This is a genomic window from Edaphovirga cremea (genome assembly GCF_003332275.1).
Lineage (GTDB): Bacteria > Pseudomonadota > Gammaproteobacteria > Enterobacterales > Enterobacteriaceae > Edaphovirga > Edaphovirga cremea.
Map to the genome: position 1 here is coordinate 32,105 of NZ_QOVA01000025.1, position 25,230 is coordinate 57,334.

Below are 25,230 nucleotides of genomic sequence, written 5' to 3' on the forward strand. Positions count from 1 at the left end.
GGTTTAATAACGGGCAATTCGCTTCTTCAACGTGAGATGACAGATGGTCAGCACGACGGTGAAGGCAAACAGCAGGAAAGAGACCGCGGAGGCATAACCATAATCAAACTGTTCGAAGCCCAGTTTGTAGATATGCGTCATGATCATTTCAGTGGCATTGGATGGACCACCACCGGTCGTAGCGTACACTTCGGCAAACACCCTGAATCCACGGATAAAGGACAGCATCAGCACCACAGAAAGTGCCGGGATCATGCCGGGCAAAGTGACATAGCGCAGGCGGTTCCACCAATTGGCGCCGTCCACGTTGGACGCGTCGTACAAGTCACGGTTGATACCTGCCAGACCGGCAATGAATATCACCATGTTATAGGGCACCGCTTTCCAGATATGCAGCATCATGACTGTCCACAATGCCTGATCGGTATCCGCCAGAAATCCCTGAGCCGCCACGCCAAACCAGTCAAGAATATGGTTTACCACGCCGTTGCTGGTCGGGTTGAACAGGATGCGCCACATCTCGGCCACGATGGCCGCACTGGTTACCGCAGGCAGGAAAATCGCGGTACGGATAAAATGCAGGTGACGCGCAGGCCCTTCAAGCAGCATCGCCAGGAAAAAAGCGATCAGCGCCGCGACTACCATCGTCACCAACACGTAGATCAATGTATTGCCGACCGCTGAATGCAGTTCGACATCAGCAAATGCCCGGGAGAAGTTGGCAAAACCGACCCACTCATCGGGCTGGTTGAAATTCACCTTGTAAAAACTCATCACCAGTCCCTGAAGCATGGGGATAAATTTAAACCAGGTAAAAATGATCAGCGCCGGGGCAAGGAACAACCACGGAACCAGGTTACGTTTCTGGCGAGGAGTTAGCGTTATCATAATTCACTCATTGCCCCGGCAACCTGACTGCACTTTTCAGGGTGCCGGGGTGTTTAAATGGATAGCCAAAAATACGTTAGCCAACAGATGCCTATTCCCAAAGTACCTGGAGGCGCCGCACGACGGGTATCGGCAGGTTTATTTACTGCCCCAGCACTTTCTGTTTGTCCAACTCTGCATCTACTTTTTCATTCACTGTCTTCAGCTCTGCGGCAATATCCGAATCGCAGCTCGCCAGAATGCGGTTGAAGCCATCCGCGGTGATTTGCCGGATTGGCGTCCAGTTAGGAACCTGCGGGATATATCGACCATGTTCGACATACAGATCGGCAAACATCGCCCAGCGTGGATCGTTATAAACCGCTTTGGTATCCACCTGTTTGTTGATGGAGAGGCGCACTACCGGTATGTTGTTGCTGCCCATGCCCATACCGATTTTTTGCCCTTCTGGCGAAATCATGAATTCAATGAACTTCTGCGCGGCCTCTTTGTTCTTGCTGCCCTTCATCATAAAGACCGTGGTCCCCTCGGCCAGCGTTGCCTGTCCTTTAGGACCGGCTGGTGGTAGGACAACCTCGAACAACTCTTTGCCCGGATCTTTATCAAAGAGCGCAATGTGATAAGGACCGGAGAAGAACAGACCACTCTGACCAGAACGGAACGACGGAATCGCATCTGCGGTAGTGGCATTGATTGCCCCCGGTTGGACGACTTTGTCACAGACCATGCCGCGCATGAAACTCAGCGTTTCCACAGCCGCAGGTTCATTGAGTGAAGCCTTGAATTTGCCTTCGCCAGCCGGACGAATGAAATCACCGCCAGCCTGCCAGAGATAGGCACTGATAAACCAACTGGCATAACCGCGCGTGGTCGAACCCGGCAGGATAAAGCCATAGGTATCATCTTTACCATTGCCATCCGGATCTTTGAAGGTGAAGGCGTGAGCCAGCGTGGAGATATCCTGCCAGGTCTTGGGTTGCTCCAGACCAAGCTTTTCACGCCAATCTTTTCTCACGAACAGCGCAAAAGTCTGTGCTGAGGTAGGAACGCCGTAATATTTGCCATCGATATAACGGGTACTGTCCCAAGCGGTATCGTAAATGTCTTCACTGCCTGCAATATTTTTGGGATTAATCTCATCCACAATGCCCAGTTGGACGAATTGCCCAATCGCCGCAGCGTCATTAAAGATCAGATCGGGTAAGGCGTTACCTGCGGCAGCGCGTGCCAGACGTTGCTCAAAATCCGTGGTGGCGTTGAAATATTCGATTTTGATGCCGGTTTTTGCCTCAAAGGTTTCTGCTTCTTTTTTGTAAATATTTTTTGAGTCGTTACTGGCGCGGATCCATACCTGCAACGTTTCTGCGGCATGAAGATTGGAAACCCCTAATGCTAAAGAAGTGAATAACAGTAAGGTCTTTATTTTCATTTTTGACATTATCATCAGCGTCCTCTTTGAAGTCTATTTTTTATGAATTGAGCTGGGATATAAAAACAGCAGGAACAGAGTGAAAATATTCAAAACCATTAAATCCCACGACCATTCAAAAAACAACTCCACAAAAAACAAAACAGAATTTCATAAGTCATAAATATGCTCAAGATCACACTTTCATTTGTTAAGAAAACGCACAAAAAACAACTTATTTACTAAATTCAATAAGTTATTCATAGTCCATATTTTTGTTTAATTATTCAAAAAAATCAAAAATTGACCTTTTTATATGATCAACATCACAACATTTCACGTTGCACGCTCACTAATTCTCGAATTAGATCTGGATCACACAAAATTCACAACCGTTCTCTAGAATCCAATTCCTCATCTCAAAATAATGTTTTTTGTTCTGCCTTAGAAATAAAGAAAATTCGAGAGAGAATATATAAAACTGCAGATTCCTTGCTGAGACATGGAATAGTTTCGTCTGAAAAAAACCTATTAACCTGGCTGAGAGGAATAATTATGTCGATAAAACCGCGATTAAGCGTGGCGTGCTTTTTTATTTTAACCAGTTTATCCCCTTATCTTTTTGCTGCAGAAAGCCATCTGCTTTTATTGAAAAGCGATGACCTGAACTACACGCTGCAACAGACACAGCAAAACAATCCGCAATATGAAAAAGCCTATAAAAATCTGATAAGTAAAGCAGATAAATCACTTAAGAATCCCCTGTATTCCGTTATGGATAAAACTCTCGTCGCCGCGAGCGGGGATAAACATGACTATTACAGTTTCCCGCCATATTGGTGGCCAGACCCAAGTAAAAAAGACGGACTGCCCTATTTACGAAAAGATGGGGAAACAAATCCTGATGCCAACAGTTCTGCAACAGATAAGAGCCGACTGAACAGCTTCAGTGCCGATGTCTATTATCTGGCGCTGGCTTATCATTTTACCCAACAGCCCGCTTATGCCCAAAAAGCCCGCGATCAGTTGGTGAACTGGTTCGTCAATCCTGAAACGAAGATGAACCCGAATCTGCAATACGCGCAGGCAATACCCGGAATCAACACCGGACGCGGCATTGGCCTGATCGACAGTCGTGCACTGGTCGATGTGATCGACGCAGTGGAATTGATCCGCCCAGCCAATGTCCTCAGTGACAGTGACTATCAGGCGATTAAAGCGTGGTATGGCGATTTCTACCGCTGGATGACCACGAGCCAGAACGGCTTTGAAGAAGATAACTGGCACAACAACCACGGAACCTATTTCGACCTGCAGGCAGCGTCATTTGCCCTGTTCAGCGATCAGCGTGAAGCTGCACAGAAACGCCTGCAGATTACCCAGCTCCGTCGCATCCCCTCTCATTTCGATCGGGAAGGCCGGCAGAATGCCGAACTTGAGCGCACCCGCCCATGGCACTACAGCAACTTCCATTTGGAAGCCTACAATAAATTGGGTCGCCTGGGTGACGTCGCGGATGTCGATATCTGGAACTTCGAATTGGACGAGCACAGTCTCAAGAAGGGCTATCAGTACGTCGCCAATTTCATTGGCAGCGATCAACCCTGGCCCTACAAAGATCTCGATGGCGTGCAGGATAAAAAAGCGCTGATCAGCATGATCACCGCCGCACGCGCTTATCCGGACGACGCGCAATTTCGTCAGAAAGCGGAAACCCTGATCGGGAAATACCCGGATTCGATCGACATTCTGCTCTATCCGATCACCACCAAATAGATCGCCATGCAATGAACAGCACTGAAACCATGCACATACCAATATCGCCAAGGACATCCGACAGATGAAGCAGTTCAGCAAGCCGCAGTGGGACAGAATCCAGCAGCGTGTGCAGCAACAACCGGAAATAGTGACGGCCCTCATGGCCGCGAATCGGGTGATTTTAAACTCGGAAACCTGCGTTCCCAAGACCGGTATCGCGACCTGGAACCTCTACTATTTCTGTCCCGAGCACGGCGTGCGACTGCTTTGGGATCGTCACTCCCCGGCGGCCCACCGCTGCCCGATCGATAACAAGGTATTTACGGGTGAGCCTTACGATGGTGCCTGGTGGCGTGGGCTGAATGGACTGAATGCCAAAGCCTGTAATCAATTGGGTTTGTTGTGGCAACTGACCGGGGAGACACGTTATCTCGAGAAGGTACGCGATATCCTGATGAGTTATGCCCGCTACTATCCTGACTATGAAATACACGGCGGCATTCCCTATAACGGACCGGGCAAAGCCAACGCGCAAACCCTGTGCGAAGCCAACTGCCACCTGGATTTCACCCTCGGCTATGATTTCATTGCCGAGGCGCTGACCCAGGAACAGCGGGACTATATTGTTACGCGCCTGCTCCGGGCAGGCGCTGACTTTTTGGTTCAGCACCGCGCGCGACAATTACATAATCATGAAGTAAAAATCAGCAGTACGATCGGCGTGATCGGTATGATCCTCGACGATGATGCCTATCTGGCGTTTGCCGTCAACGCGGAGTATGGCCTGCGTCATCAATTGGAACACGGCTTGCTCGCCGAAGGATTGTGGTTTGAAGGATCGATTCATTACCACTTCTACGCGTTACAGGGCTTTTGGTCCTTTGAAAAACTGGCGCGGGGAAGTCGGTATAGCCTGTTGGATCTGCCGCAGTACCGCCGCATGCTGAGTTTTCCCTTGCAGTTACTGATGCCCGACGCCACGTTCCCACGCATCAACGACTGTATTGCGGGTCAGGAGAAACTCAATCATAGCCATATCTACGAGTTTGCCTATCAGATTTATGGCGGCGACGACTATGCCGCAGCATTGCAATACTGCTATCGCCAATCGCCACGGCGCAATCTCGATGCCCTGTTGTACGGTGTCGATGACTTACCGCAAGCGCCTATCGCCTTGATCCCCGTGGGGAATGTGCACGCGCCGGGCTGTGGTCTAAGCGTTTTGCGAAACCCTGCCCACCAGCGCGCATTGCTGGTCAAACACAGCCCTTACGGCGGCGAACACGATCACTACGATCGTTTGAATATCATCTTGTTCAATAACGGCAAGGAGATATTGCCGGATCTCGGTACCACCGGTTACGGCGCTGAACTCCACTATGGGTATTATAAAAACAGCCCGACCCATAACACACTGAGCATCAATCAAACCAATCAACCGCCTGCGGTACCTGACGTGTTGAATTGGCATCAGGAAGCGGCGTTTGCCTGGCTGGACACGCAGGTGGACTGGAGTAAACCGGCACCGGTGCTGGACAGCCATACGCGAATCCAGTGGAACAGCGAATCCTATAAGAACGTCATTTTCCGTCGTCGTATTCTGTGGCTGGATGACGCCATTATTGATGTCAGCAATATCCACAACCCGCATCAGCAGCAGTTGGACTGGACGCTGCATGTCGACGGTGAAGCTCTCGATCCGCAAGGAGAACCCACAACCTTTACCGATTCCGGGCCACTGCGCCATCTGCATGAAGTTGTTGCGACCCCTTTACAGGGCACCCAATTGCGGCAGTTCAACACAGCTGCCGGTACGTTATCGGTTTGGCTGAATGCAGATGCGACGATCTTTCAGGGTGTTGCCCCGGCAAATCCGTCGGTGCGCGATCTGAGTTATCTGATTTTGCGCAGTGAAAATACCGAGGCGCAGTTCGCCTGCGTTTACGATCTTAATGACGTCGCGCCACTGCTGTCTGTAACGATTGAAAAAAAGGACGATCGCACGACGGTCGTTCTGTCCCGCGCAACGGGAGATCAACAGTTTGACCTTTCTGTCGATCCCTCTGTGCTACCTGTCGTGAGTTGAGTGAGTTACCGGTATGGCGACATACCGGCTTTTTTCTTCAATGAACGTATTTCCTGCAACCTCATATGCGCAAGGCTAGTGATAAGTTGGTCAGTCCAAAATAATCCGCTGTTTGTTGCTCCCTCCGATAACGTAAAAATGCCCATTACTCGCGTAATGGGCATCATTATAAAACTTAAGGGAAAAAGTGCTTAACCGGTGTGTACACCGAAATATTTCGGCAGGAACAACGATATTTCTGGAACGTAGGTGATAACCATCAGTACCAGGAACAGCACCGCATAGAATGGCAGCATCGCTTTCACCACCTGTTCTATTTTCTGCTTACTCACCGCACTGGCCACAAACAGTACCGAACCTACCGGCGGCGTGATCAGACCAATACCCAGGTTAACCAACATAATCATCCCAAAGTGTACCGGATCGATACCCAAAGAGTTGGTGACCGGCAGCAGTACCGGGGTCAGGATCAGGATCAACGGAGCCATGTCCATCAGGGTACCGATCAACAGCAACATGATGTTGATGCACATCAGGATCACATATTTGTTGTCGGAGAAGGACGTGAACATCTCGGTAATGCGCGCTGGCAGTTGCATATACGTCATGATGCCGCCGAACGCTGCTGCAAAGCCGATAAGAATCATAACGATCGTGACGGTTTTTACCGTACGGTACATCAGTTTTGGCAGTTCTGACCATTTATAGTCACGGTAGATAAACATGGTGACGAAGAATGACCATAAACAGGCGATTGCGGCTGATTCAGTGGCGGTAAAGATACCGGAGAGGATCCCTCCCATGATAATGACCACAGTCATTAATCCCCACAGCGTATCCACAAATATTTTGACTGCCTGACGGAAAGGGATTCTTTCCCCTTTTGGATAACCGCGCTTATGGGCGAAGCAGACACACATCACCATCAGGGTGAAACTGAGTAATAAACCAGGCAAGATCCCGGCGATGAACAGTGCAGCAATGGAGACGGTACCACCAGTTGCCAGTGAATAGATTACCGAGTTATGGCTGGGTGGGGTCAAAATTGCCTGAACCGAACCACTCGCCGTTACCGCCGCAGCAAAGTCGCGAGGATAGCCTTTCTTGTCCATTTCCGGGATCATAACGGAGCCGATGGAGGCCGTATCCGCTACTGAAGAACCAGAGATCGCGCCAAAAAATGTTGAGGCCACAATGTTGACCAGAGAAAGGCCACCGCGAATAAAGCCGACGAAAATGTAGGCAAAGTTTACCAATCGTCGGGCAATACCTCCTTCGGCCATAATTGCACCAGCCAATATAAAGAAAGGAATTGCCAATAATGAGAATTTATTTACCCCATTGGTTAATTGGATCATTACCGCTTCAAGCGGAATATCGATCCACAATGCGCCAACAATAGCACTGATACCCACTGCGTAAGCAACGGGAACGCCGATAGCCAACATAACGGCTAACGAGGCAACCAATATAAAAGCATCCATGGGAGGGCTCCTGAATATCGTTCTGTATTAACTTTCTGCTGAACCCAACATCACTACTGGACGATGTTGCTGAGAACCAAAAAGGATTCGCTCAATAATAAAAAGTATCGTAACTGCCGATCCTATCGGAAGTGGCAAATACGTTTCCCCTGCCGTAAGAAGAGGGAATTCCGCAACGGGTTGTTCCCACAATTCACTGCACAACGCGTAGCTGTAAATCAGAATGAACACGCTGATAGCCAGCATCATCAGATCGGCCAATAAGGCGCTGATCTTCTGCAAGTGAGGCGGAAGACGGTCGGTCACCATGGACACGGCAATATGGGAGCCTGCACGATAGCTCACTGCTGCACCAATAAAGGTAAACGTCACCATACACATAATTGCGACCGGTTCTGGCCAGGACAACGCGCTATTCAAGACGTAACGCGCAAATATACCAACAGGAATTACCGCCACCATGAGTAACAAAGCAATGCCAGATACCCACATGGAGATGCGATAAATAACATCCATGAGTGATGAATAGTTACGGCCCATGATAATAATACCTATATAAAGATGAAGCTTGCGTGGGGCAGCACACTGCATTTGGTAGGTCTATACTGCATACTGCCCCGTCTGGCCTTACTGTACTTCTGCAATACGTTTGATCAGATCTTCATGGCCCTTGCCGAATTCATCACGAACGGATTGGGTTGCTTTGTAGTAATAATCCGTATCCATCTCGTGGAATTGCACACCGCCAGCTTTCATCGTATCCAGAGATTTCTGGTTGTATACCGTCCACAACTCACGCTGCTCCTGTTGTGCTTCTTTGGCGAACTTGAGCAGTAAATCCTGATCTTCCTTGGCTAACTTATCCCACTTGGTTTTGGAGAACAGAAAGACTTCAGGAATAATAAAGTGACGGCTGTAGGTATAATTCTTCACAACGGGTAAATAGTTGTGGGCAACGAATGTGGGTGGATTATTCTCAGTGCCATCAACTACGCCAGTCTGCATTCCACTGAATACCTCACTGACGCCCATTACCACGGAGTTAGCACCCATTGCCTTGAGGGTTGCCAATGCTACCGGGCTTGCCTGAACGCGGATCTTCATACCTTTAAGATCTTCAGGCTTTTGCACTGGTGCTTTGGTGATGAGGTTACGCGTACCGCTATCCATCCATCCCAGGAAAATCATGCGAGATTTAGGGCTATTGGTCAGGCGATCGCCGATATCCTTGCCAACCATGCCGTCAAGAACTTTGTGCATATGATCTTCATCGCGGAAAATATAGGGCAATGTGAACATATTGATATCAGGCAGAATTGCGGCAACTGGCGTCATGGAGACGCGGATGATATCAATGGCACCGATCTGCGCCTGTTCAATCATTTGCTTTTCGTCACCCAATACCCCACCTGGGAAGGTTTTGATATCAAGACGACCATTGGTGGCTGCTTTTAATTTCTCCCCCATGTGCTCAATAGCCACGACGTTAGGGTATCCCTGAGGATGCACATCGGCAGCTTTAAACGTTTGGGCCAAAACAGAATAACTGCTCATCAAGGTGGCTGAAGTAAGACAAATGCCGAGTAGAACTTTGGATAATTTCATCAGTGTATCTCCAAGGGCAATAATTTTAATTGATTGTTCTCAGACTAAATAACGTACGACTAAGTTTTTTAACTCACTTCCCTGCAATAGAAATTTTTAGAAAGAAAAGAAATGAAACACCTACTTACAGTGGTTATAAAGTAACTTATCACACAGGTTTTTAAGTTGAACCTAATCACAAAAACAAATATCAATGAAATCGTATTTGATTTTTATCGAAATGGCATTTTAATAACCAAAGATTGTAATTATTTCAGCTGAAAGCAATTGAAGAAACGTATTTTATATCACACAGAAACAATGTAATTACATTAATAAACAGCAATAAAACCTGAATTAAATCACACAAAAGAGAACAGCCTGAAAATTTTATTGACTATTTATTTCATTTGAAAACCGAATGCGAACACGACAAGACCCCTAAGTATTCCCCTCCTTAAGGTAATATCCAACTTGAATAACAAGATTAAACAATTTATTTAATATCATTAAGTTACATTGGTTTTCATTGGAAATGCTGTCTACCACGATTATTCACATTTCACAGAAAAATGTTCTTTGTGCTAAATCGCCTTTACCACTTCATGTGAGATGTCATAGAGGATTGCTATTTTGGTCTGACCAAAATAGCTTCCCCGCTTGATAAAACGTTTCTGATAAAGTGTATTTCATGCAGAAATTACACTTCTCATAGCCTGTATTCAGATACAACAATTAGGATTAGTCCTGCGGAAAGCAAGATGGAAATTTCATTTAATTAAGTAATGAAATGAACATTTACATATAACAACCCGTGCTATTCTCAATTAATAATGAATATGACCAAAAGCCCATCAGAGCATCGTGATTATGTTATGAATATTCCATTTTTTATCGGATTAAAAATTAAATTCCAGTGAGGAATAAACGTTATCCGCAGTATGTAATACGTTTTAACGAAAGAACGCAGGATTATAAATAAGAAAGCAAAACGGCAAGTCTGCAACCCAGTCGCATTCTTGCCGTCTTACGCTTACCGCTTGAAGTATGGCGAGTCGTTAAACCTGCTTTATCCGGTTAACCAGCCAAATCCCCCCACACACCAGCAGCAAGGCCAGGGCATTTTTCCACTCGAGAATGCTCTCATTCAGGAAGATAGCGGAAAGTACCGCGCCAGATACCGGAATCAGGAAATTAAAGGGGGCAACCATTCCCACCCGGTTATATTTGAGCAATAAGCTCCACAGGGCAAACGCGACCGATGACAGCAGAACCAGATAGCCCAGCAACAGCAGCGCCTTCCAGCCGAACTCGTTCAGATCACCCCCAAAGAGATAACCGCCCAGCGTGAGAGCCAGACCACCAATGGCGAGTTGGTACCCCGTCATCACCGTGCTGTCCATGTGTTGGGAAATACGCTTACCGTAAATGGTGGCAGCGGAAAGAATAAAAGCGGCCAGCACGACCGAACCTTCGCCCACCAACGTAAAGGTGAAATCCGTTAAATCGGGGCTAAAATTCACCACCATCACGCCAGCAAAGCCCAGCACACAGCCAATGACTTTATTGAAGCTCAAGCGATCGTTCTGATAGATGTAATGTGCCAACAGAACACTGAAGAAAGTGCCGGTGGCATTCATGATGGAACCCTTCACACCCGTGGTATACGCCAAACCAATGTAGAAGAAAACATACTGCAATGACGTTTGCGTCAAGCCAAGAATGACCATTTGCTTGTAGTGCGCTGGCTTCATCCGGCCAATCGATTTACCGCAGGCAACCGCAAATATCAGCAAAACGATCCCAGCAAGCAAAAAACGGTAACCCGCAAAAACCATCTTGCTGGGAATATCATCCGGCGAGATATGAAACAGCTCATAACCGTTTTTGATCGCCGGGTAAGCACTCCCCCAAAGGAGGCAACAGAAGGTCGCACAAAGGAAAACAAATTTGGTATTGGTAAAAAGCGGCGAACTGCGTTCCACAAGAACATCCTTTTTCAATGAAAAATGAAATACCGTTTCGTTATAACGATATCTGCTGGAAAAGTCCTGACTCAGGTCACCCTTTGCCACTTTAAGCACCATAAAAGTGCATTTTCCGTGAAGCGGCCATAATTTACCCCACTTTATACAAAAGTGGGTCTTCTCCCCAAATTTTCATCGGAGAGCGCATAAAAGATGTTTTGTCCGGCAACGGAGGGGGTCTGGCGGTTCGGCAAAAAGCATAACGTGATCGTTATCTTCTGTGAGTGATCCAGCAACTACGGGAAAAACACTCTGCCAGATAATGCGAATTGTAGCTATTCTTAGAGAACATCAGCATATCACTGACGAAATTTAAACGGCTTTAATTTCAGTACCCTACAAAATTTTCATGTCTATCTTACTGATTTATGTGGGTTATGGTGATAATCGGAAATAAGGAGCTGGTGTCTATCAGAAAATGGCTGGGATACCTCCTGCCATCCTGTTCACCGAAGTCTGAATAACCGATCCGCAACCCGGATGCCGATTGGTTCAATGGAGGTTTATATGACTGTTACACCTTATCTGTTTTTTAACGGTAACTGCGAAGAGGCCCTGAATTTTTATCTGGAGACCCTTGGCGGAAAAATTGAGTTTTTGTATCGCTATAAAGAGGCACCAGCCGATGAAGATATGCATGGCGCCGATCCTGAAAACATCATGCACGCCGTTTATCGCGTTAACGAAAGCGCAATATTCGCGTCTGACAGTTGCGGGGAAAAGAGCAATATGTCAGGTTTTTCGCTATCGATTTGTGCCCACGACGTCCCTGAAGGGCAGAAAACATTTGATGCGCTATCGGCGGGAGGTGCGGTGATCATGCCGTTTGGCCCGACGTTCTGGACTGAGGGATTTGGCATGCTGACTGATAAGTTTGGCGTTTCCTGGATCGTCAATTGTGAACAGACGCCGGTCTGATCACATGGCACGTCATTGCTGACGGCATTCGCCGTCAGCAAAACATGTTATTTATTTTCAGTGACAACCAATGATCTACTTGGTAGCCAACAGCCCTGTCGAGTTATAGCTGCCCTGCCGCACCCTGCCCACCGCCTCACCTAACTGCCAGACCGCCATCGCATAATGAGTACTGTGATTGTAACGGGTGACAACGTAAAAGTTGGGCAAGCCATACCAGTATTGATAATGGCTACCCAGATCGAGTCGCAGCAGACTGGCTTCCTGATAGCCCGCGAGGGAAACCTCCGGTGTCAGTCCCGCAGCCGACAGCGTCGAGAGCGGATAACGCGTGTTGAATCCTTGTGTGAGCGACGGTGCCTGCCCGGCAGCCGGTACAGCCACTGCGCCGCCACTAACCCAACCATGGGCTTTGAAGTAATTGGCGACGCTACCGATAGCATCAACGGGATCCCACAAATTGATATGACCATCGCCGTCAAAATCCACCGCGTAGTTCTTGAATGACGACGGCATAAACTGACCATAGCCCATCGCCCCCGCATACGAACCGCGCAGAGAGAGCGGATCGTCTCCTTCGGTGCGAGCCATCAGCAGGAAGGTTTCCAATTCGCCAGAAAAGTACTCCGCCCTGCGTGGGTAAGCAAAAGCCAATGTCGCCAGCGCATCAATGATTCGGGTTTTACCCATAACTCGTCCCCAGCGGGTCTCAACACCGATGATTCCGACGATAATTTCAGGCGGCACACCATATTGCTGCCAGGCGCGCTGCAACGCATCTTGATGCTGATTCCAGAAGACCACACCATTTTGCACATTGGACGGGGTAATGAACTGATTGCGATAGCGCTTCCACGCCCCGTTTGGACCTGACGGTGGCCGTGACGTGGATGGCGCAGGGGCTTGCTTATCCATCAGACGAATAACCCAGTCCAGCCGCTGAGTTTGGGCCAGCACATCGTGCAATTGCTGACGATCAAAACCGTGCTCACGCACCATTTTGTCAATAAAATTGTTCGTAGCGGGATTATTCGCAAAATCACCGTTCAACAGCAAACCGGTGTGCGCGGGTTCGAGCATGAAACCGCCGCTTGGGGCAGGTTCCTGCGGAGCCTCTGCAGGAGGGGTCGGTTTACTGCTACAGGCAGCGAGTAAAGTTAGCAGGGGTAAAATGGCAGCCAAATGACGCATCGGGGATCCATAAAGCCATACAAAAGTGAACGCTATGTTAAGGCATTGTCTGCCGCGAACAAACAGGAATATGTGACCAATCTCGGCGTGTGAGTATGAATACCGTTAAGGGGAACTGCCGTCATATACGGGGGAAATACAACAGCAGTAGCTAAAAGTGAAAGCCTTGGTGGAAAGCGTCAGGCCGATCAGTTTTTCTTCACAAACTCTGATTTCAGCTTCATTTGACCAAAACCATCAATTTTACAGTCAATGTTGTGATCGCCTTCGACCAGACGGATGCTTTTGACTTTTGTACCGATTTTCAGCGTCGAGGAGCTGCCTTTGACTTTCAGATCCTTGATAACGGTAACAGAATCACCATCAGCGAGCAGGTTACCGTTGGCATCCTTCACGACCAGACCATCGTCATCTGCCGTCGAAGTGCCATTGGCAGACCACTCATGACCGCACTCAGGACAGTTCAGTTGCTCGCCTTCCTGCCAGGTAAACTCAGAACCGCATTTTGGACAATTTGGTAGTTGCGTCACGTTAACCTCTTGAAAATAAATCGGATAAATTTAAAAACGTTATAAATAAGAGACCCTAGTCTTAGTGGGTGTAGATTTTACACTTTTTATAAGGTCAAAGGACAGCGATTTGGCTTGGGTGGGATAATGGGATTCGGTGGCGATATCCCATCGTGGCATAGTCAGATGAAATTTAACGAAATAGACAATGCCAACGTTATGACACAACCTGCCAGTATCCACTTTTGGTCGCACCCACTCGAAGCAATCGCCCTTTATCCTGTAATATCTTGATATTACGTTCAATCGTCCGACGATTCACGGCCAATTTATCCGCCATTTGGGAAATGGTAATGGCCGGATTGGCAACGAGGATATCCAGGATCCCTTGTGCCGTGGGTGTAAGTGGCTGCGGATTTTCTACCGGCATTTGTACCGGCATTTGTACCGGCATTTGTACCGGCATTTGTACCGGCATTTTGACAGATCCAGCTTTTTGGACATCAATACCTTCACCTAACGCGGCCCGTATTTTCTCTAGCATAAAAGCGATAAATAGCGTGCAGTCGCTGGCCCGATCACACTCACCGAGCACGTGATGTGGCCTAATGATATTGGACACGTATTAAGGGTGATAAACTTCCCCGATATATTAAAGAGGTGTTCAATGAAAAGTAGACGTGTTTTTTCTCCAGAATTCAAATGTGAGGCTGCAAGCCTTGTCCTCGACAGAGGTTATTCTGTCGTGCAAGCCTGTGAAGCGATGGGGGTGGGTGAAACCGTTATGCGCCGTTGGGTTCGTCAACTCAATAGCGAGCGAGGTGGAGTAACCCCCATAGCAAGCAAAGCCCTGACGCCTGAACAGCAACGTATTCAGGAGCTTGAAGCACAGATACGCAGGATTGAACGTGAGAAAAATATTTTAAAGGAGGCTACCGCTCTCTTAATGTCGGAATCATTCACTCGCTCAAAGTGATTAAGATATTGAGTGAGCGTTATCCTGTGGTTGAGTTATGTGTGCTTTTTGGTGTTGCACGCAGCCGCTATTACTACCAGCGTGTACCCGAGAAAACAGTCAGAAAAGAACAAAGGGAGCGACTGTGTGAACTGCATCGGGAAAGTCGTGGTTCAGCAGGAGCCCGAACATTATCGGCTTCACTAAAAGCGCAAGGCTATGCAGTGGGTCGAAACAAAGCCCGTCGCCTGATGAAAGAAGCCGGATTGACAAGTACGCAACAGCGCAGGCACCGTTACAGGTTAGCCAAAGAAGAAGTGAAATATGCTCCGAATCGCCTGGCACGTGCTTTTGGAGTCGACCGCCCGAATAGAGTCTGGTGTGGTGACGTCACTTACATCTGGGCGGGTCAGTGCTGGCTCTATCTTGCCGTTGTGTTGGATCTTTATGCCAGAAAGGTCATTGGATGGTCTTTATCACTCTCCCCGGACAGCGTGCTGACAGGGAATGCGCTGCGCATAGCTTATGAATCAAGGGGATGTCCACAAGGAGTGATGTTCCATAGCGATCAAGATAGCCATTATAGCAGTCGTGCTTATCGGCAAAAGTTATGGCATTACAGAATGGAACAAAGCATGAGCCGGCGTGGAAATTGCTGGGATAACGCCCCAATGGAAAGGTTCTTCAGAAGCCTGAAATCGGAATGGATACCAGAATATGGTTATCGGAATGTGGACGAAGCGAAGGCAGATATCTTGAATTACATAACCCATTACTATAATCATCACAGACCGCACAGTTTTAATGATGGTCAGACGCCACATGCTAAAGAGAAACATGTGGCGTAAAAAAACCTTAATCAGTGTCCGATATTGCTAGACCACATCAATTTAGATTAACAGTGGCGATTCAATCCGCCCATCACTGATTCGCCACTTGTTGACTGCCATATCACACCCTCAGGAATTGTCAGTTACTGAATTCTGACAATCTCTTTTGGGATAGGATCTAAGTTTAAGTTGGTATAAAGTAGTCCAATGTTTGCAAAACTATAAATGTTACAACTAGCACCTAATGCTTCCTTAAGATGGGAAGGGGCGAACGCACGAGAACTCAAACCCTCAGAAGAAATTATCTGAATATCGGAACTATTGTGTATCACTCGCAAATCTCCAAGTTCACAGCTACTATAATACTTGATCCTTTCGGAAACAGATGGCTCATCAATTGAGTAAGAGAATATAATATAGTCGCTATTAGTACTTGTTAGTGCTTTGCAGACCTCTATATAGTTTTCCATATTGCCAATACAGTTAAAAGGGTAGAGAAGTAAAAAATCATATACATTATAGTCCGCTATAATCTGTTTTATGTTTTCAGCATAACCTACGACTACCTGTGCATTTTCTTTTTCACACAATGACAAAGAATCTGAAACATAGTCTAATACAGGATCTACCCCTAAATAAGATACTCCACACTGAACTGCAATAGGTAAGTTTTCCGCTTTTCCACACCCTACCTCCAGCAAGCCTTTATAATTCACAAGGATAGAAGCAATTATTTTAGACTGAACATCAAGATAGCTAACAATGCTATCTGGGAAATTTTCATTCTTAAACAGCCCGTAAGCTATTGAAGACTTATTTTTATATAGCATATCATCACACCTATATGTTATTAGTAAGTTTAGAATACAATTCACTTACCTCGATCACCTCATCTAAAGTCATCGACTCAACTCCATCCAAGTTATACTTATCCGAAACCTCCCCAAAAAGCCTTGTTAAATAAGGAGTTCTTGGATCTTCCCGAGAAAATCCCCAATCAAAATACTTATATTGATTACCAACATCTACATTACGGAGTGGGTGCTTTACAGCCCAGTTCATACTTACAACTGATGGGTAGCCACAGTTTGTTTGCCATATTTTAATTAAATTAAGAAGATTCCTGCGATCTTCTTGGCTTTCACCAAGCCCGAATAATAAAGAGACACCTAACTGGATATTGTTATCCTCACAAAACTCAAACATTAACTTTACTTTATCGATCCATGTAGCTTTCTTATCGTTATATATTATCTTCTGATTTCTATTCTTACTCATTAATGATGCAAGCTCATCATTATTGGTTTCCAACCCTACAAAAATGTAATTCAATCCAATCTCAGTTAGCTCAGAAATCAATGCTCCAACTTTTGGATTAAGTATGTTATCTACCGTAAATTGACAACCAAATTTAGCAGTTATACCTAAATCCTTCATTGCTGTATGAAAATCTCTCAACCCTTTCGGAGATGCCTGCAAAAAAATAGAGTCTTCCACAAATATACTCGTACCACTTCTTCCAATCTCTAGTACTTTCCTAAAAGTATTTACTAAGTTTGCTACAGATGTAGAAATGTTTCGCACTTTCCCATTTACATGAGCACTTTCGGAACAAAAGTGACATGAGTACATACATCCTTTGCTAGAGTCACTATATCCATGCGCAGTTTTATTACCGCCAAGAACCTTGAAGTTAGTATTTATAGGATAAAACTCATATACATTTGGGTACGTAGAATAATCTAAATTACCTGTTCCTTTTAAGTGCATCTGGGTATTATTATCTTCCAACCAAACTAAACACCAATCACCCTTTGCATTTTCCAATACATCCCAATATATTCTTGGAATTATGTTGACTCGGTTAGGGCTAATCATTGAAAGATGAGATATAACCTCACCGATTTCAGCAATCAGATCTTCACAGTCCCCAGAAGCAACAGCATCGAATACATTATCTAACTCGCCACGTTGCATCAGTTTGATAGGGCTGGAAATATGATGCTTTACAACACCATCTTCAAAAAAAATGGTCTCATTAATGTGTTTCCCCCCTAATAGGATAAAGACTTGATCTCCCAATTTTTCCTTGATAAGTTTGGCAACTTTATACGCTCCGATTGTGGATAAAGTCATAGACCCAATTAATACTAAGTTTGGCCTAAATGAACTTAACTTTTCATCCAAAAAATCCAATGTTATCCCTTCATAATCAGACATATAGATGGTTGAAAATCGCTCTACATCATCAGACCAATTAGAAGTTGACCATGCACTATCAGCCATATTAATTCTTTTAAAAGCTCCACGAACTGCATTTAATAAGCTAAATGGAGTACTACTGCACAGGTGTTCATCACTGCCAAAACCTTTTCCCTCCCAATGGGGAGCACTGATTGCTAATACTCTTAACATCTCCATTCCCTGACTTTTTAAGTAAATTTATTTTAGTTTTCCCAAATTGAATTAGCTCTATACCAACTGAGTGCTTCAAATACAGATTTATCTAATACATCAGACTCACTTCCTTCCAATATCATGACGCAATCAGTATCACCGCTATATTTACCCCCATAATAGTAATTTCCTTCTAACAAGTTAGTTTTGTAATGAACCACGCTATCTAGCTCACAGTCTTTCGGAGATGAAATAAACTTGCCAGTTAGGGGTAGTAAACAAATTGAGGACACTAATTTTTCTTTTTGAGCATTATTCCTAATAATTTCCAACTTAGACTGGTCAATATGTCCTTGCAATTCCAATTCAAGACACAGTTCAAAAGGAGATGCGCCAAAAGCATACTCCCACGCAAGTGCCATTCCCCCCCCTGGTGCACGACATGCAATCTCACACAAATACACCACATCGTTTTTTAAAAAAACCTCACAGTGAAAAAAGAAACTACTTTTACGTTTGGAAAACTCTAGTGTAAGCATTTGGATGAAATCATTTATTAATGTATACCGTTTATCATTTTTATCCAAGCTCGTTGTTGACCAGTAACCTTTTGCATTAATACTTTCTAGATCGGCGTTTGAACTATACTTACCTATGCGCTTTGCAACGATTTCTGAATTTACTACAAGCCCATCCACATGATGGAATTTACCATCAATAAAATCTTCTACTTGAAAATCGGTATTAAAGGTATCAAATTTACTTACACCGCTAATTTCAGATAGAAAGTTACATGCATCATGTTCATTGCGTATAGCCGAAGCTCCAACTGAACCACATGATGATATAGGTTTAACAAAGACAGGATAGCTATGAGATTTAATAAAAGAGAGAAAATCTGTCGGCATCTTAATTTTTTTGAAAGCAGGAACACTACACCCCCCATTACTAGCTATTTCTTTCATTAGCACCTTATCTCGAAATAGCTCAATATTACTTGGCCTATCCCCCTCTATTTCCAAAGCTTGCCTAATGTATGATGCTCTGAGAATATCTGGCTCAAAAATCGAAATCACTCTATCAATGTTAAAGTCACGGCTTAAGTCAAAAACAAGCTTATCAACAAGAGCATTGGAGTCAAAATTGTCAAAGTAATAAACTTCTTTATAGAAGCCTGAAAAATCTCTAACATTAGATTCTTGCAACTTATCAGTCATCAAAATGAACCGTTCTTTACACTCGCTAATATACTCATGAAACATAAGATTAGAAAGACCAAAACTTGAGAGTATTACGCCTATTTTTTCTTTCATTTACACGACCTCTTGGGTAACAAAAAAATAACAACTAATAGCAATGAAATCACTACCATCATTTCAAATGCAGTGATTATTTTTAGAGACACAGCGAGAATCAATGGAACTAATGCATTTACAAGAACTGTACCGTTGACCAAGTACAGCGATACCTCTAAAGCCCCATTATAAGAATCAACTTTCGAATTCAAACTAGTTCTCACTTGGTACCTTATTCCATTGAGAGCTCCCCCCCATGCAAATATTGATATGTAAATTAAAACTTCTGAAAGAGATGATACCAATGTGAGTTGTGACACAACCAAAGCAATAAGTAATATAATGCGCTTAACGAGACGTAATTTACTAGCGACATAGATACCAACCATTGCCCCTACCCCTGCAAGCGCATCTGCTATACCGAGAGTTAGAACGTCAAAGTTTGGAGTAGTATTCATTATCAAGATTAAGACAAATGTTACAACAGCATTGACAACGGCCAAGGACAACAACAAGAATATATCTATCTGATAATTTTCTGCGCTATTACTATCAAATTTTCTATCTGGTGAGATTGCAGCATTATTAACATCAGCAATGTCACATGAATAGCTCAATATGGATAATGATAACATCGAGAATGAGCACAAATAGAGAAGTTCGGAAAAACCGTAGTTATGTATTACAAATCCAAATAAGAGAGCGAATACAATTGAACCTAACTGCGAGGCATAGTTACTGAGCTTTGATGACTGCGAAGCATTTACCCCACCCTTTATTTTGCAATACAAATTGAGTTGTTCAGTTGACTGAACAAGAAGAGAAGTAATAGTGCTGTAGATAAAGGAAGCGACCAAAAGATAACTTATATGGCTTTCATGTACGTTTACTACAGCAAAGATAAGAGTAAATGAAGTCCCTACTAAAGATAAAACAAATAGCAGTTGTCTCGTCTTATATTTCATGTACGAATTAATAATTTTAACTTTTTTTAGCAGGAAAGGGACTAATGCGACTAAAGATAGGTTAATACCAAGAACTAACTTACTCCCCCCTGACTCAAGTATTTCCCAAGAAAATGCTAGTAAACCCAACAACTGTAGACCTACAGATATTAGTAGCATCAAGAAAATATGTAGCATCATCTTTCAAATGACCTTATAGTTAATTGAGTTTAATAGAGCATTATCCAACATTCCGTACTTATTTGGGGATTTATTTTCGCCAACGACCTCTACACGTTCATAGCATTTGGTGCTCTTGATAGCTTTAGCCCATCAGTATCAAAAAATGCCTGAAAGCTCAGGTTCATGTTTGTGCCCCCCGAGTTATGAAGTCAAATGTCAACTAATCTATTATTACTATATTAACTCCCTATTTAAATCGGTAATGATTCCAATTAGTAGAACATATGTTTTTCAATGAATACCTCGATAACTTTTTCATGCAACTCAATCGAGCGTGAGAAGCAGATTTTTTTTCGGGCCAGACGCTTAATACGGGTTTTTAACGTCAGGTTGTTGCGCTCAATACGCTGAGTGAATATTCTGCCGGTCAGATGCTTATCCTTCGGCACTTCTCTGGCATAACTGCCCCAGTCAAAGCTGGTTATCATTCCGATATTAAAAGGGGTGAGCAGAGCCAGCAGTTCACGGCAAATCTCATCAGTACGGGGACCGAACGTATAGGCCAGGACTCCGCCTGTTTTGGTGTTGTACGAATACCAGAGCCTGCGCTGTCGGGCTTTACTACCTACAAAACTCTATTGCTCATCGAGTTCGCAGATAAGCTCACGCAGCATGAGCGACCAGAGGTAATGTTATTTGTCGTGGCGCGATTTTTTAAAGTGCGAATGGCGGTGTTAATGCCGATTTTCAGCGTCCTTGCGCAGTATTGCGAACTACGGCACCGTTGCAAGCCATCTGCACTTTGACACCTGGCTTACGAGCATCATATGCGTAAGTGAGCAGAAACACGCGGTGGTAGTCACGGCAGCAAAATCTGTCATGGCCTTTAGGGTTCTGACCATAAAGGTAAACCTAGGCAGACTGACGACGGGGACAATGAACATTAATGCTGGCCATGAGAGACTCAAAAGCGAGCATTATACATCAGGTTCAACCAATTGGAGGCGTTACCCCTATTTGAATCACGCCACTCTCCTGATCGGGCTGAGAGTGGCGTGATTCAGCGACAAATTATACGGATTTGAAATCGGCTTCCGCCTGCTTAAAACGGCTGTCGATGGTAGCTGAAGGCTTGGCTCCCATAAGGCTTACCACTACGATGGCGATGCTAGCGAACAGGAATCCAGGAATGATTTCGTACAATTCTGCACAGCCATACTGTTTCCACAAGACCACAGTGGCCGCGCCGATCACCATCCCGGCCAGCGCCCCATTACGTGTCATACGCGACCACATCACGGAGAGCAGAATCACTGGACCAAATGCCGCACCAAATCCGGCCCAGGCGTAACTGACTAGACCCAATACGCGGTTATTCGGATCAGCAGCCAGCGCAATGGAGATTAACGCTATCGCCAGTACCATCACCCGCCCCACCCACACCAGCTCGCGCTGACTTGCGCCTTTACGCAGGAACGCCTTGTATAGATCTTCGGTAATCGCACTGGAGCAGACCAACAGTTGGCAACTGAGAGTACTCATGATGGCGGCCAGAATCGCCGAGAGCAGGATGCCGGCAATCCATGGATTGAACAGCACCATCGCCAGTTCAATAAATACCCGTTCGCTATTGGCGTGAACTCCACTCGCCAGTTGTGGATTATGGGCAAAATAGGCAATACCGAAGAAACCAGTGGCAACCGCCCCCCCGAGACACAGAATCATCCAGGTGATGCAGATACGGCGGGCATTATGCATGGAGTGATGGGAGTCGGCGGCCATAAAACGGGCCAGAATATGTGGCTGACCAAAGTAGCCCAATCCCCACCCCATCAGCGAGATAATGGCGACGATATTTAGTCCCTTGAACATATCAAGATTGGCCGAATTCTGCGCCGCCGCCATCATCATCGAGGTATCGATGCCACCCAGTGTCATTACCACCACCACGGGTGTCAGGATCAGGGCAAAAATCATCAAGCTGGCCTGAATAGTATCGGTCCAACTGACAGCGAGAAAACCACCGATAAAGGTATAGATAATAGTTGCCGCCGCTCCCGCCCACAGCGCCGAGCTATAACTCATGCCAAAACTGCTTTCAAACAGACGCGCACCAGCCACAATGCCGGAGGCACAATAGATGGTAAAAAACAGTAGAATCACAATGGCGGAAATAATGCGCAGCAGTTTGCTGCAATCTTCAAAGCGACTAGTGAAATAATCCGGTAAGGTCAAGGCGTTATTATTGGCCTCGGTGTGTACCCGTAAGCGCCCCGCTACCAGCTTCCAGTTGCAGTAGGCTCCGATAATCACGCCAATGGCGATCCAGCTACTGGAGATCCCCCCCAGGAAAATCGCCCCAGGCAACCCCATCAGGAGCCAGCCACTCATATCCGATGCCCCGGCAGAGAGTGCCGTCACCACGCTGCCTAAACGGCGTCCACCTAAAATATAATCATCAAAATTATGGGTTGCACGATAGGCGAATAAGCCAATGATAATCATGCCCAGAATGTAAATTAAAAAAGTCACCAGCATGGGTGTTGCTATCATCATTATCCTGCTCTCCGGTGTACTTGAGTGGCAGTTCTATTTTGAACCACTGACATGCTTCTCTCTCCGTTTGAATAACTCATTGAAATTATGTTTTTTATTAGACCTGACATAGTTTTGTTTCATATTGGTTGAATCACAGCGGGTCATCCTAAATCACTGCGCTTAATAGCACTCCAATTTAAACGTCAAACAGGTGGGAGTAATGCAGAACGCCGACACGCCGTAAACCGTCTCAGGACTCGTATTGTACATCCCTGCGCTCAATGGTCGGCTAAGGCGCATCACTCCCACCTGTAGCACTATAAAGTGCTACTATTTAGTTGAACTGTTCTCTGAGCAATAAGCCTTGCATTTGATAATCCGTTGTTCAGACAAGAGAGCGTTAGGCTGCTGCCTTTTACCCGTAGATGATAAAGATTTAAGGTCAGCCCGGTGAATACCGGTGGCAAATTGGTCATAGTGATGTCCTTTTCAGAAAACCAACATTAACTGACCTGAAAAAGCAGCACGCTACCGCCCATCGCCGTTAATCCCGCAGGCGCATCAGGTCATCTGTGTCACCCGGTATGCCAAACCTGTGCAGCCGGATGTTGTTGAAGGCTACATTTACCCCGGCAGGGCTGACTGCAATAACTGGTGCAGAGAAAGCTGCAACCCAACGATTAAACCTACGGTCACCATCACGGATATTGCGATCCATGGCACGCAGGAATGCAGCAGCGTATCCCGAGCGCGTGGGCGATAATGCACAATGATGGGGGGCGGCATTGGGTGTTCAAAGGCAGGCACCAACGCATTCAGCGAATCCAGCAACGTCTGGCGTTCTGGCGAATTCTCGCTGAATCGCCCATGAAACCCCAGGTTCAACACCCGCTGGTAACAGGTCAGGACACCCATGTCAGGGGCTGGCTCGTGCAGCAAGGCTTTAATGCGCTCCACTACCTGGTTACCCGCATCAAGTGTGGAAAAGAAACGCGCTTGAAGTGACAATGCATGCCAAGCGAGATTGATATTACTGTCTTTGCTGTGTATCCCAGGATTAAGGTAGGTGAGTGCGGTTTCATCCAGCAATGCGCATTGCGCGTAGGCGATGGCCTTAATATGGCGTTCTGAGGTACCACGCGCAGTGAGTGCAGCACGCACATTTTCCACCAGCGTTATCGCCTGATGATGAGCAGCCTCACTGACAAACGCAGAGGGATCATTTTTTACCTTTAGCGCAAACAGCCATGTGTCCTGCAATAGGGTATCAATGAGAGCAACGGGATTGTCAGCAATACTATCCATGAATAAACCTGACCATACCAGAATAAAACCAAGAGATTACCATGTGTCCAGCAAGGATACATAAGCATTATTAATCTGAGTTCCAGATAATTGACGCTTATCATCGTAAAATAAGGGAAGAGGCAGAGGCGGCACTGAGGATACCCTTCTTAGCGAATGAAAGGGACTTCCCCTCAATTTGGTTACTGTAACCATCTTCCGCGACATTACCCGACCGGGCAACCAGCGGGTCTACTCAGCTCGAATTCCGCTAACTGCACGGAAAATAGCTATGGATAAGCTCTTTTGTTTCCTCCAGCATAGTTGACGCTCTAACGCCGTACTGTCGGCTACGATTCGAAACATTCTCCGATCAAATGTATGGACACCGCAAAACCCGAAAATACAGTCTTTCCAGATACGCTGTAGTGGATCTGAAAATACCGCATCTTCCCGTTGAGCAGGCGTGTTCGACGTGTTGAACACGATGCCTACTTTGGCCTTCAACAGTCCAATAGGAAGTCCACCACCACTGTCATTGTCGGGAAAAGTATATGCAATCTCTTGCCGCAAAACACGGTCTACCCATCCTTTGAGAATAACCGGAGGTTGCCCCCACCAGTTTGGATGGACGATAATGATGCCATCCACCACTTTAATCTCTTCCTGATGTGCGGTGATCAACGGATCTTCGCTGTTATCGTTGACTAATTCATTGGAGGGCATGACAGGATTAAAGCCCTCCTGATGGAGATCATGCCAAAAAACTTCATGTCCATTTGCTTTCAACGTTTCTGCAATCACTTGCGCAACAGCATGGTTGCAGCTAATGGAATGGTTCGCCCCCACTCAACTTGCTAAAATTGCACTTGCTGTCAGCCCTTATATTGGAGGTGTGTTATGTCACGAACAAAAGCACAGTCCCTGAGCCGAATGGGTGTTGATATCGGT

General features: G+C 45.8%; 20 protein-coding genes and 1 pseudogene. 4 read left to right on the forward strand and 17 right to left on the reverse strand.

The genetic code is table 11. From position 1 onward, the window contains the following. Positions 1-3: 3 nt before the first annotated feature. Both DRI82_RS20660 and DRI82_RS20665 read right to left on the reverse strand, forming a co-directional pair. Entirely contained in the window at positions 4-888 is an 885-nt protein-coding gene (locus tag DRI82_RS20660; RefSeq protein ID WP_114195793.1) for a carbohydrate ABC transporter permease, read from the reverse strand. A gap of 142 nt (positions 889-1,030) precedes the next feature. After that, positions 1,031-2,326, reverse strand: a complete 1,296-nt coding sequence (locus tag DRI82_RS20665; RefSeq protein WP_114195813.1) for an ABC transporter substrate-binding protein — start codon at positions 2,324-2,326, stop codon at positions 1,031-1,033. 525 nt (positions 2,327-2,851) lie between these two features. Between DRI82_RS20665 and DRI82_RS20670 the strand changes: the two genes are divergently transcribed. Together DRI82_RS20670 and DRI82_RS20675 are read left to right on the forward strand one after the other, a co-directional pair. Next, entirely contained in the window at positions 2,852-4,072 is a 1,221-nt protein-coding gene (locus DRI82_RS20670; RefSeq protein ID WP_114195794.1) for an alginate lyase family protein, read from the forward strand. A gap of 64 nt (positions 4,073-4,136) precedes the next feature. Next, positions 4,137-6,140 (forward strand): heparinase II/III domain-containing protein, encoded by a 2,004-nt coding sequence (locus DRI82_RS20675; protein ID WP_114195795.1) that lies wholly within the window; start codon positions 4,137-4,139, stop codon positions 6,138-6,140. Between the two features lie 191 nt (positions 6,141-6,331). Here DRI82_RS20675 and DRI82_RS20680 read toward each other — a convergent pair whose 3' ends face one another. The 4 genes from DRI82_RS20680 to DRI82_RS20695 form a co-directional block, all read right to left on the reverse strand. After that, entirely contained in the window at positions 6,332-7,624 is a 1,293-nt protein-coding gene (locus DRI82_RS20680; protein WP_114195796.1) for a TRAP transporter large permease, read from the reverse strand. A 27-nt stretch (positions 7,625-7,651) separates the two neighbouring features. Then, complete coding sequence (locus tag DRI82_RS20685) at positions 7,652-8,164, reverse strand: TRAP transporter small permease (protein ID WP_114195814.1); 513 nt, start codon at positions 8,162-8,164, stop codon at positions 7,652-7,654. A gap of 87 nt (positions 8,165-8,251) precedes the next feature. Beyond that, positions 8,252-9,229, reverse strand: coding sequence for a TRAP transporter substrate-binding protein (locus DRI82_RS20690; protein ID WP_114195797.1), 978 nt, complete (start codon positions 9,227-9,229; stop codon positions 8,252-8,254). A 1,037-nt stretch (positions 9,230-10,266) separates the two neighbouring features. Then, positions 10,267-11,193, reverse strand: coding sequence for a DMT family transporter (locus DRI82_RS20695; protein ID WP_114195815.1), 927 nt, complete (start codon positions 11,191-11,193; stop codon positions 10,267-10,269). A 549-nt stretch (positions 11,194-11,742) separates the two neighbouring features. Here DRI82_RS20695 and DRI82_RS20700 point away from each other — a divergent pair. Continuing rightward, entirely contained in the window at positions 11,743-12,153 is a 411-nt protein-coding gene (locus DRI82_RS20700) for a VOC family protein (protein WP_114195798.1), read from the forward strand. Positions 12,154-12,228: 75 nt separating this feature from the next. On the opposite strand, the gene mltB is transcribed toward DRI82_RS20700, so the two are convergent. From mltB to DRI82_RS20715, 3 genes are all read right to left on the reverse strand, one after another. Beyond that, positions 12,229-13,344, reverse strand: coding sequence for a lytic murein transglycosylase B (mltB, locus tag DRI82_RS20705; RefSeq protein ID WP_114195799.1), 1,116 nt, complete (start codon positions 13,342-13,344; stop codon positions 12,229-12,231). Positions 13,345-13,532: 188 nt separating this feature from the next. After that, positions 13,533-13,874, reverse strand: coding sequence for a zinc ribbon domain-containing protein YjdM (locus tag DRI82_RS20710; protein WP_114195800.1), 342 nt, complete (start codon positions 13,872-13,874; stop codon positions 13,533-13,535). Between the two features lie 196 nt (positions 13,875-14,070). Continuing rightward, the gene (locus tag DRI82_RS20715) at positions 14,071-14,331 is read right to left on the reverse strand and encodes a helix-turn-helix domain-containing protein (protein ID WP_245956893.1); all 261 of its coding nucleotides are present in this window, start codon (positions 14,329-14,331) and stop codon (positions 14,071-14,073) included. Positions 14,332-14,520: 189 nt separating this feature from the next. Between DRI82_RS20715 and DRI82_RS20720 the strand changes: the two genes are divergently transcribed. Next, positions 14,521-15,656, forward strand: a protein-coding gene (locus DRI82_RS20720) for an IS3 family transposase (protein ID WP_114195801.1) whose coding sequence is annotated in 2 segments (ribosomal slippage) — positions 14,521-14,782 and positions 14,782-15,656 — 1,137 coding nt in all. Because the reading frame shifts where the segments join, the coding sequence is not laid out codon by codon here. Positions 15,657-15,781: 125 nt separating this feature from the next. Here DRI82_RS20720 and DRI82_RS20725 read toward each other — a convergent pair. From DRI82_RS20725 to DRI82_RS20760, 8 genes and pseudogenes are all read right to left on the reverse strand, one after another. After that, a complete protein-coding gene (locus DRI82_RS20725) occupies positions 15,782-16,468 on the reverse strand; it encodes a hypothetical protein (RefSeq protein WP_114195802.1) in 687 nt (228 codons plus the stop codon). A 10-nt stretch (positions 16,469-16,478) separates the two neighbouring features. Continuing rightward, on the reverse strand, positions 16,479-18,053 hold the full coding sequence (locus DRI82_RS20730) for a B12-binding domain-containing radical SAM protein (protein ID WP_157968114.1): 1,575 nt from the start codon (positions 18,051-18,053) through the stop codon (positions 16,479-16,481). Between the two features lie 32 nt (positions 18,054-18,085). Next, a complete protein-coding gene (locus DRI82_RS20735) occupies positions 18,086-19,348 on the reverse strand; it encodes an ATP-grasp domain-containing protein (protein WP_114195804.1) in 1,263 nt (420 codons plus the stop codon). Further along, complete coding sequence (locus tag DRI82_RS20740; RefSeq protein ID WP_114195805.1) at positions 19,345-20,475, reverse strand: hypothetical protein; 1,131 nt, start codon at positions 20,473-20,475, stop codon at positions 19,345-19,347. The genes DRI82_RS20735 and DRI82_RS20740 overlap by 4 nt, the downstream gene beginning before the upstream one ends. Positions 20,476-20,729: 254 nt before the next feature. After that, positions 20,730-21,414: pseudogene (locus DRI82_RS20745) on the reverse strand (IS1 family transposase). A gap of 114 nt (positions 21,415-21,528) precedes the next feature. Continuing rightward, positions 21,529-23,013 (reverse strand): sodium/proline symporter PutP, encoded by a 1,485-nt coding sequence (putP, locus tag DRI82_RS20750; RefSeq protein ID WP_114195806.1) that lies wholly within the window; start codon positions 23,011-23,013, stop codon positions 21,529-21,531. 606 nt (positions 23,014-23,619) lie between these two features. Next, positions 23,620-24,300 (reverse strand): type VI secretion system protein TssL, short form, encoded by a 681-nt coding sequence (tssL, locus tag DRI82_RS20755; protein WP_114195807.1) that lies wholly within the window; start codon positions 24,298-24,300, stop codon positions 23,620-23,622. 231 nt (positions 24,301-24,531) lie between these two features. Then, positions 24,532-25,128 carry an NAD(P)H-dependent oxidoreductase gene (locus DRI82_RS20760; protein ID WP_114195808.1) on the reverse strand — a complete coding sequence of 199 codons (597 nt, stop codon included), beginning with the start codon at positions 25,126-25,128 and terminating at the stop codon, positions 24,532-24,534. Between the last annotated feature and the right edge of the window lie 102 nt (positions 25,129-25,230).